4 protein-coding genes are annotated in these 8,658 nt (G+C 59.3%); 1 reads left to right on the top strand and 3 read right to left on the bottom strand.

Features of this window, described 5'->3' with window-relative positions:
• Positions 1 to 289: 289 nt before the first annotated feature.
• Both CAG47_RS07955 and CAG47_RS07950 read right to left on the bottom strand, forming a co-directional pair.
• Positions 290 to 2,494, bottom strand: coding sequence for an OsmC domain/YcaO domain-containing protein (locus CAG47_RS07955; RefSeq protein ID WP_085724333.1), 2,205 nt, complete (start codon positions 2,492 to 2,494; stop codon positions 290 to 292).
• Positions 2,495 to 2,571: 77 nt separating this feature from the next.
• Complete coding sequence (locus tag CAG47_RS07950) at positions 2,572 to 3,450, bottom strand: LysR family transcriptional regulator (RefSeq protein WP_085724332.1); 879 nt, start codon at positions 3,448 to 3,450, stop codon at positions 2,572 to 2,574.
• A gap of 100 nt (positions 3,451 to 3,550) precedes the next feature.
• Here CAG47_RS07950 and CAG47_RS07945 point away from each other — a divergent pair, with 100 nt between their 5' ends.
• Positions 3,551 to 4,942, top strand: a complete 1,392-nt coding sequence (locus CAG47_RS07945) for an aldehyde dehydrogenase family protein (protein WP_085724331.1) — start codon at positions 3,551 to 3,553, stop codon at positions 4,940 to 4,942.
• A 170-nt stretch (positions 4,943 to 5,112) separates the two neighbouring features.
• On the opposite strand, the gene CAG47_RS07940 is transcribed toward CAG47_RS07945, so the two are convergent.
• Complete coding sequence (locus CAG47_RS07940; RefSeq protein ID WP_085724330.1) at positions 5,113 to 8,616, bottom strand: alkaline phosphatase family protein; 3,504 nt, start codon at positions 8,614 to 8,616, stop codon at positions 5,113 to 5,115.
• Positions 8,617 to 8,658: the final 42 nt, after the last annotated feature.

The following is an 8,658-nucleotide window of genomic DNA, read 5'->3' as shown; positions in this document are numbered from 1 at the left end:
GAACTGAAGCAACCTGCTGTCAAAACTGCGTAACTCGTTGTTTATCAAGGAGTTTTTCGTTTCGACTGCGCCGGAAGTGGGGCGAATTATAGACATCTGAAACCTGCCGTCAAGCAGTGATTCAGGTTTTCTATCAACAATCTGTAGAAAGCAGCAAAGAGCCCCAAATGACACCTATATAGAAGAGCTTCCCCATAGGCCGCCATAAATGAGCCCACCACGCACAGACGATTGACTGACCACCCAAAAAACAAAAAAAGCACCCAAGGTGCTTTTTTTGTTATCACGTTCAGTTGGACAACGCCGTCACCCTCGCCCGCGCCTGGTGCAGCTTCTTGTAGCTGTCGATCAGGCGAAGGTGCCTGTCGAGCCCCTCCAGCTTCATGCTCGTCGGCGTCAGGCCGTAGAAACGCACGCTGCCATCCACCGACCCTATCGCCGCGTCCATCCGCTCGTTACCAAACATCCGACGGAAGTTGACCTCGTAGTCGCTCAGCTCCAGATCATCGTCCAGTTGCATTTCCAGCACGACGTTCACCGCTTGATAAAACAAGCCGCGCTCGACGGTGTTGTCGTTGTATTGCAAGAAGGCTTCCACCAGATCCTTGGCCTGGTCAAACTTCTGCAAGGCGAGATAAATCAGCAGCCTCAGCTCCAGGATCGTCAACTTGCCCCAAGGCGTGTTGTCGTCGAACTCGATGCCGATCAAGGTAGTGATGTCGGTGTAATCATCCAGCTCGCTGTTTTCCAAACCCTTGGCCAGCGTTCTCAGGCCGACCTTGCTCAGGTTGTGCAGGTTGAGGATGTCGGCACGGAACTGCAACGCCTTGTTGGTGTTATCCCAGATCAAGTCTTCTACCGGATAAATTTCCGAGTAATCCGGCACCAGAATGCGGCAGGCCTTGGCGCCGATGTGTTCATAGACCGCCATGTACACTTCTTTGCCCATGTCTTCGAGAATGCCGAACAACGTCGCGGCTTCTTCTACGTTGGAGTTTTCGCCTTGACCGGAAAAGTCCCACTCGACGAATTCGAAATCCGGCTTGGCACTGAAGAAGCGCCACGAAACCACACCGCTGGAGTCGATGAAGTGCTCGACAAAGTTGTTCGGCTCAGTCACCGCCTGACCTTCGAACGTCGGCTGAGGCAGATCATTCAAACCTTCAAAACTGCGACCTTGCAGCAGTTCCGTCAGGCTGCGCTCCAGCGCCACTTCCAGGCTTGGGTGCGCGCCGAACGAGGCAAATACGCCACCGGTACGCGGGTTCATCAAGGTCACACACATCACCGGAAACTCACCACCCAGTGACGCATCCTTGACCAGCACCGGGAAGCCCTGCTCTTCCAGGCCCTGGATACCGGCCAGAATCCCCGGGTACTTCGCCAGCACTTCCTGCGGCACATCCGGAAGGGCCATTTCGCCTTCGAGGATTTCGCGCTTGACCGCGCGTTCGAAGATCTCCGACAGACATTGCACCTGCGCTTCGGCCAGCGTATTGCCGGCGCTCATGCCATTACTCAGGTAGAGGTTTTCGATCAAGTTGGAAGGGAAGTACACCACCTCATTGTCCGACTGGCGCACAAAGGGTAGCGAACAAATACCGCGCTGGGTGTTGCCGGAGTTGGTGTCGTACAGATGCGAACCACGCAACTCGCCATCCCGGTCGTAAATCTTCAGGCAGTACTCGTCGAGGATTTCAGACGGCAGTTCGTCCTTCGGGCCAGGCTTGAACCAGCGCTCGTCCGGGTAATGTACAAACGCCGCGTTGGCGATGTCCTCACCCCAGAACTGATCGTTATAGAAGAAGTTGCAGTTGAGCCGCTCGATGAACTCGCCCAGTGCCGATGCCAGCGCGCCCTCTTTGGTTGCGCCTTTGCCGTTGGTAAAACACATCGGCGAGTGCGCATCGCGGATATGCAGCGACCACACATTGGGAACGATATTGCGCCACGAAGCGATTTCAATCTTCATGCCCAGATCGGCCAGGATGCCCGACATATTGGCGATGGTTTGTTCCAGCGGCAGGTCCTTGCCCAAGATGTAGGTGCCCGCGTCGCTGGTCGAGTGCGGCATCAGCAATGCCTGGGCATCGGCGTCGAGGTTCTCGACCTCTTCAATCACAAACTCAGGCCCGGTTTGCACCACCTTCTTTACCGTGCAACGGTCAATGGAGCGCAAGATCCCCTGGCGATCCTTGGCGGAGATATCCGCCGGCAATTCGACCTGAATCTTGAAAATCTGGTTGTAGCGGTTTTCCGGGTCAACAATGTTGTTCTGCGACAGGCGGATATTTTCGGTGGGGATATTGCGAGTCTCGCAATACAGCTTCACGAAGTACGCCGCACACAACGCCGACGAAGCCAGGAAATAATCGAACGGCCCCGGTGCCGAGCCATCGCCCTTGTAGCGAATGGGTTGATCGGCAATCACCGTGAAGTCGTCGAACTTGGCTTCAAGTCGAAGGTTGTCGAGAAAGTTGACCTTGATTTCCATGTGCGATTACCAGAATAACGAGCTAAACGATTTGGCCGCCATTATCCGGTTTTTCAGCGCAGACCGTTAACTTTCCACTATTTATCGGCCAACACGACACCACGTTCCTCAAGCAAGCGCACAAACATCGTCAGGCTCCGCGACACCGTCCCCCTGCGCCACACCAGCCAGGTGCGCAAATACCGGAAGGACTCCGACAATGGCCAGACGCTGACCGTCGTGCATCCCGGCATGCTTTCGAGCATGCTGCGGGGCATCAATGCCAGGCCGGCCCCGGCACTGACGCAGGCCAGCATGCCGTGATAGGACTCCATTTCGAAAATCTTGCCGGGCACCGCCGCGCCATTGGCGAACCAGCTTTCGAAATGATGGCGATAGGAGCAGTTGGAGCGGAACGCATAAATGTTTTCGCCATTCACATCCTTGGCCCGATGAATCGGATCATGGTTGAGCGGTGCGATCAGGACCATTTCCTCCTCGAATGCCGGCACGCCCTCCAGCGCCGGATGCAACACCGGGCCATCGACAAAAGCCGCAGCCAGGCGCCCCGACAGCACCCCGTCGATCATGGTCCCGGAGGGGCCGGTGGACAGGTCCAGTTCGACCTTGGCGTGCTTCTGGTTGTAGGCGGCCAACAGTTCCGGAATCCGTACCGCCGCAGTGCTTTCCAGCGAACCCAGGGCGAAAGCGCCTTGCGGTTCCTCACCCGCCACCGTGGCGCGCGCCTCTTGAACCAGATCGAGAATACGTCGAGCGTAATCCAGAAAACTCCAACCGGCTGGCGACAAGCGCAGTCGACTCTTCTCGCGAATAAACAGGTCCACGCCCAAGTCCAGTTCAAGCTGCTTGATTCGGGTCGTCAGATTCGAAGGCACCCGGTGGATATGCTGGGCGGCCACGCTGATGCTGCCGTGCTCGGCGACAGCCTTGAAAATTTCGAGCTGAACCAGATCCAATTCATTCTCCAAACGTGAATGTAATACTCAGTATTATTCAGTTTCCATAAAACATATACCACCCTAACCTGAGCACATTCCCTCTTTGCAGGACGGTGCCATGACCAACGTTTCCAGCCTTACCCATGCCATTTCGATCAACCCGGCCACGGGCGAACAGATCGGCCAGTACCCTTTCGACTCTGATTCAGCGTTGCAAGCCTCACTGAGCCGGGCCGCCAGCGGGTTTCGAGCCTGGCGCAGCCAACCGGTTGAACACCGTGCGCAGCTTTTGATCAACCTTGGCCACGCCTTGCGCAACAATGCAGAGGCGATGGCCAACATGATCACCCTGGAAATGGGCAAGCCGATTACTCAGGCCCGAGGTGAAATTGAAAAGTGCGCGCAGCTCTGCGAGTGGTACGCCGAACACGGTCCCGCCATGCTGAGCCCGGAACCGACCCTGATTGAAGGCGGCAAGGCCCGCATTGAATATCGCCCGCTCGGCCCGATTCTCGCCGTCATGCCGTGGAACTTCCCCATCTGGCAAGTACTGCGCGGCGCCGTCCCCACCTTGCTGGCTGGCAATACCTACGTGCTCAAGCACGCGCCCAACGTCATGGGCAGCGCCTACCTGCTGCTGGACGCCATCAAGCAAGCGGATTTTCCTGAAGGTGTTTTCGAGGTCATCAACGTCACGCCGGAGGGCGTATCCAGGGCGATCGCCGATCCACGTATCGCGGCCGTCACCCTCACCGGCAGCGTCCGCGCGGGCATGGCCATTGGTGCCCAGGCCGGAGCGGCACTGAAGAAATGTGTATTGGAACTGGGAGGCTCCGACCCCTTTATCGTGCTCGACGACGCGGACCTCGATGAAGCGGTAAAAGCCGCCGTGATCGGGCGCTATCAAAACACCGGACAAGTCTGCGCCGCCGCCAAACGCCTGATTGTCGAGCAAGGCGTTGTCGAGGAATTCACCCGCAAATTCGTCGAGGCCACCCAACGACTGGTTGTCGGTGACCCACTCGCCACCAACACTTACATCGGCCCGATGGCGCGCTTCGACCTGCGCGACGAACTGGACCAACAAGTGCGCGACACACTGGAAGAAGGCGCAACGCTGCTGATGGGCGGAAAAAAGGCTGAAGGCACCGGCAACTACTATGAACCCACGGTCCTGGGCAATGTGACCGACCGGATGACATCCTTCAAACAGGAATTGTTTGGCCCAGTGGCATCAATCATCACGGCCCGAGACGCAGCCCATGCGCTGGAACTGGCCAATGACAGCGAGTTCGGTCTCACCGCCACGGTCTACACGCGCAAGGTCGAACTCGCCCAACAAATGGCCAACGAACTTGAAACCGGCGGCGTGTTCATCAACGGCTACAGCGCCAGCGATCCGCGCGTCAGTTTTGGCGGCGTGAAGAAGAGTGGTTTTGGCCGGGAACTCTCGCATTTCGGGGTGCGCGAATTCTGTAATGCACAGACGGTTTGGCTGGATCGGCGTTAAGGGCGACTTAGTGCTCTGAACTGGCTCAAGGCAGGTTGCTGCGTTGATCTTATGGATCGTAAGCTGGCTACTCCCATAAGGGGGCAGTAGCTGGTTTTTGAACGTCGTTGTTATCTGGGTCGCAGGGGTTTACTGCGACCCTTTTCTTTATCTGCAACAAAGCCAAAACCTCACCTCCCCAACCCACTGATCCGCCACGGACAAACCGCCGCCCTCACCCCGCTCGGCCCGACAATCTCCGGCGTCTGCCCCAGCGATCTCGCGCTCAGCACACTGCCCACCCGTTCAATCAACTGATCAAACCCCAACGTCGCATCCTCCTGATGCAATTTGCGCAGTTGCTCAACCAGGGCGTAGGTGAAGGCGCCGTAGCTGTTGGAGCCCACCTCGTACTCGTTGGCCTTTTCGTTTTCCCGCGCGGCGTAGAGCATCAGGGGCATGTAGGGGCCGTGATGGCCGTAGAGTTTGCCCTGGCGCAGCAGTTGGGCTTTTTTCTCGGGGCGCAGGCCGGTGGCGGCGCCTTGGGTGCTGCGGGTGCGGGTGAGGTCGCGGGTTTTGTTGTCTTGTTCGCTGAAGTCGCGCCGGTCGCTGTCGACGGCATAGACGCGGCGATCCCAGTCGCCGGCATAGGGGTCCCAGCGCAGCATGCGGTGGCGGATGTCGCTGGGGGGTGTGATGCCGCGCACGCGGCCGTTGCCGCGGGTCATGCCGCCGGCGTAGCAGCAGTCGAACATGACGGTGAGTTTGGCGCCGTGGCCGTCCGGGTCGAATGGCAGGTGACTGTAGAACTGGCGGAACAGTTTGTCAGTGAAGTGGGTGCTTTCGTCGTCCCAGTCGAAGTCATGGAGGACCAGGGTTTCATCCATGCAGTCGGCTTCGCCGCTGCTGCTGTAGACCGGCAACTGGGTACCGTGGCCGGAGTAGAACAGCACACGCTCGTCCCCGGCGCGGGCGCCTTCCACCAGCCATTCGAGGCGCTCGACGAAGTTGGCCCGGGTTGCCCGGGCGTCGTGCAGCAATCGGATGTCACCGGCGTCGTAGCCGCTTTCCTGGAGCATGCGGCTGATCAGATAGGTGTCGTTGATGCAGCCATCGAGGCGTGCACCGGGGTCGGGGTAATCGTTGATGCCGACCACCAGGGCGCGGCGTTTGCGTTGGCCGCTGCGGGACAGGAACGCCGGCACTTCCAGCGCCCGTGCCGCCACCACATCCCGGGCCAGTTGCGGCCACAGGCCGGTCTGGCTGGTGGGTGACGACAGGTAGGCCTGGGCGGCGTGATTGAGGTCGAGCAGGTCATCGCGCAGCGGCAGAATGAATTCGGTTTTCAGGTCGACCCGCGCCGAGTCAGGCGAGGTGACAGGCCGGGTGAGCAAACCGTCGCAGGGATTGTAGAGGTGGAACCAGCGGCGGATGCCCCGGCCACTTTCGCTCAGGCGCAGGACCCGCCCACCCCACACTTCACGCATCACCAACGGCAACGCGATCGGTGAGCCGAAACTGACGAACACCCGGCCATCGATGCGCTTGAGTGCCGAACCTTTTTTCGCCACCGAACGGCGCAAGGCGTCGTAGCCGATCAAACTGCCCAGCCCTTGGGCGAAGATGATCTGTGGGTCGAAAGCCTCGATCTTCGCCAACAGATGCTGGGTCAGTCGGCTACGTAAATCGGCGTCTTCGATCCACTGCACGATGGCGCCCACCGTGACGCGCAACATCTGATTGACCGGCAGGCCCCAACTGCCGAAATTCTCGTCGGCCTTGCCCCTGGCGTCGGCGCTCAACATCGCCAGGCCTCGGGTGATCTGGGCGAAGTCCGGCCCACCTTCCAGCTGGTCATCGAAGAGCAGAAAATCGATGTCCTGGTCATCTATGAAACGACCGTTCTGCGCCAGTCGAGTGCGGATCAAGGTGCGCCATTGCTCCTGCCAGTTCCCATCGATGCTCCCCTGCCCGTCGATTGCCCGGCTGAATCCGACACCTGGCAGGCAGAGGATGCGCAGGCGCGTTGCCACGTCATCCAATCCCGGCTCTGCCACGGCTTTGCTGGCCGGCGTCGTGACCGCAGGAACCGATTGCCCTTGGGCGGTGACCATCAAGTCCTGCAGGCGCCGCAGTTTCGCCTCCAGGCTGTCCGCACTGGGTGCGGCAGGCGTGAGCGCAGCCTCACCGGGGTCGCCCAGGGCACGGCTGCGGTTGTCGAGAAAACCGTTGACCCATTGGGCGCTGCGCTTCCAGATCTGCTCCGGATCGAGGCCGTCGAGGTAACCGGTGGCGCTGTCCACCACTTGCCGACTTTGGGTCGCCAGTTCGGATTCGATCAATGGCAAGCCGACGCGACTCGGCACCACGCTGACCGCCAACTTTGGCGCGGCCGTTGCGCTCGGTGCAGTGCGCCAGATGGGCGCGTTGCCAAAGTGCTGCGCCGCGATCACCCGCGGACCGAGGGCGCTGCGCGGCAATTTGAAATGATCGCAAAGAAAGGCCAGCAGGCTGGTGTGATCGTAGTGCTGCGCCTGGACATCGCCCGTCCAGGGAATCAAGCCTGGCTTGAGCCACGGCGAAGCCAGGATCGCCGGCACACGAACGCCAAGGCGGGTGAAGGGATTTTGCCATTCGACATCGACAGTTGAACCGGTCGCCACGCAAGTCGGCGGCACCACGTGGTCATGGAAACCGCCATGTTCGTCGTACAGCAGCACGAACAGGGTCTTGTTCCAGACAGCGGTATTGGCCGACAAGGCGTTGTACACCTCACCGACAAACTGATCGCCAAAGCGCAGGTCTTCGGGTGGATGATGCGAAACGTTTGGCCCGAGCTTACCGTTGAGCAGGCCATAGCTCGGTTCGATCCAGGACAGTTCAGGGAGCTTGTTACCCGCGACGTCCGACTTGAAGTCCTCGATGCTCAGGTGTTGCAAACCACCCTTGACCAGCGCCGCCAGGGGAATGGAGCCGTCGGAGTAAATGCGTGCGTCATGGCCGCTGTTGCGCAGCAACGAAAAAATGCTCTCGCCGCCGAACTGTGCAATCAGGCTTTTGATGCCGGCCAGCACGGTGCCAGTGGAAGGCATCAGTAAATGACCATTGCAGCTGCCGAGCATGGCAAAAAAACGGTTCGGCCAGGTTGGGCCTGGCACCGAGGAAAACCAGCGATCGCATACGGTGAAATTGCGCGCCAGTCCCTGGATCGCCGGCAACGTATCACCCGCTGGCGTAGCGCCGAACGGGATGTAGTTCATCGCCCGCTGGGCCATGGATTGCGACCAGGTCTTGTACACCTTCAAGTCCGTGCGGGCCTTGTTGTAGGCGTCCTGGGCGAAACCCGTGAGCGCAGGAATGGCTGGGCTGGTCTTGAAGGAAACACCCAGTTGCCTCTCTACGTTGTCGAACTCGTGGCCCAGGTCGAAACCCTCACTGTCCCTGGCCGGCAGTGCGGGAGCCAAAGGAGGTGGTGGCGCCCACAGGCTGTAGTTCTTCGGGTCCTCAAAGGTTTGAGTGATCAAAATCGAACTGCCACTGGCCAGCTTCAGCGGGTTGCTGCTGGGCGCCTTGCGGTTGATACCGTCACACGCCGGATTGATGCTGGTGTAATCCCCCAGCAAATGGTCGAACGAACGGTTTTCCATCATCAGCACGACAACGTGTTCAATCCCGGCCGGCCAGTTGTTCGCCATGGCGCTCTCCTTGATGTGAAGTCTCTACTTCGACCCCGCGGG

This window comes from Pseudomonas sp. R37(2017) (genome assembly GCF_002113375.1).
Lineage (GTDB): Bacteria > Pseudomonadota > Gammaproteobacteria > Pseudomonadales > Pseudomonadaceae > Aquipseudomonas.
This window is presented reverse-complemented; position numbering and strand designations above follow the sequence as displayed.

Bases quoted from the DNA above. Each gene is read 5' to 3' on its own strand.
- CAG47_RS07945 (WP_085724331.1), top strand. From the start codon at position 3,551: ATGACCAACGTTTCCAGCCTTACCCATGCCATTTCGATCAACCCGGCC.
- CAG47_RS07940 (WP_085724330.1), bottom strand. From the start codon at position 8,616: ATGGCGAACAACTGGCCGGCCGGGATTGAACACGTTGTCGTGCTGATG.
- CAG47_RS07955 (WP_085724333.1), bottom strand. From the start codon at position 2,494: ATGGAAATCAAGGTCAACTTTCTCGACAACCTTCGACTTGAAGCCAAG.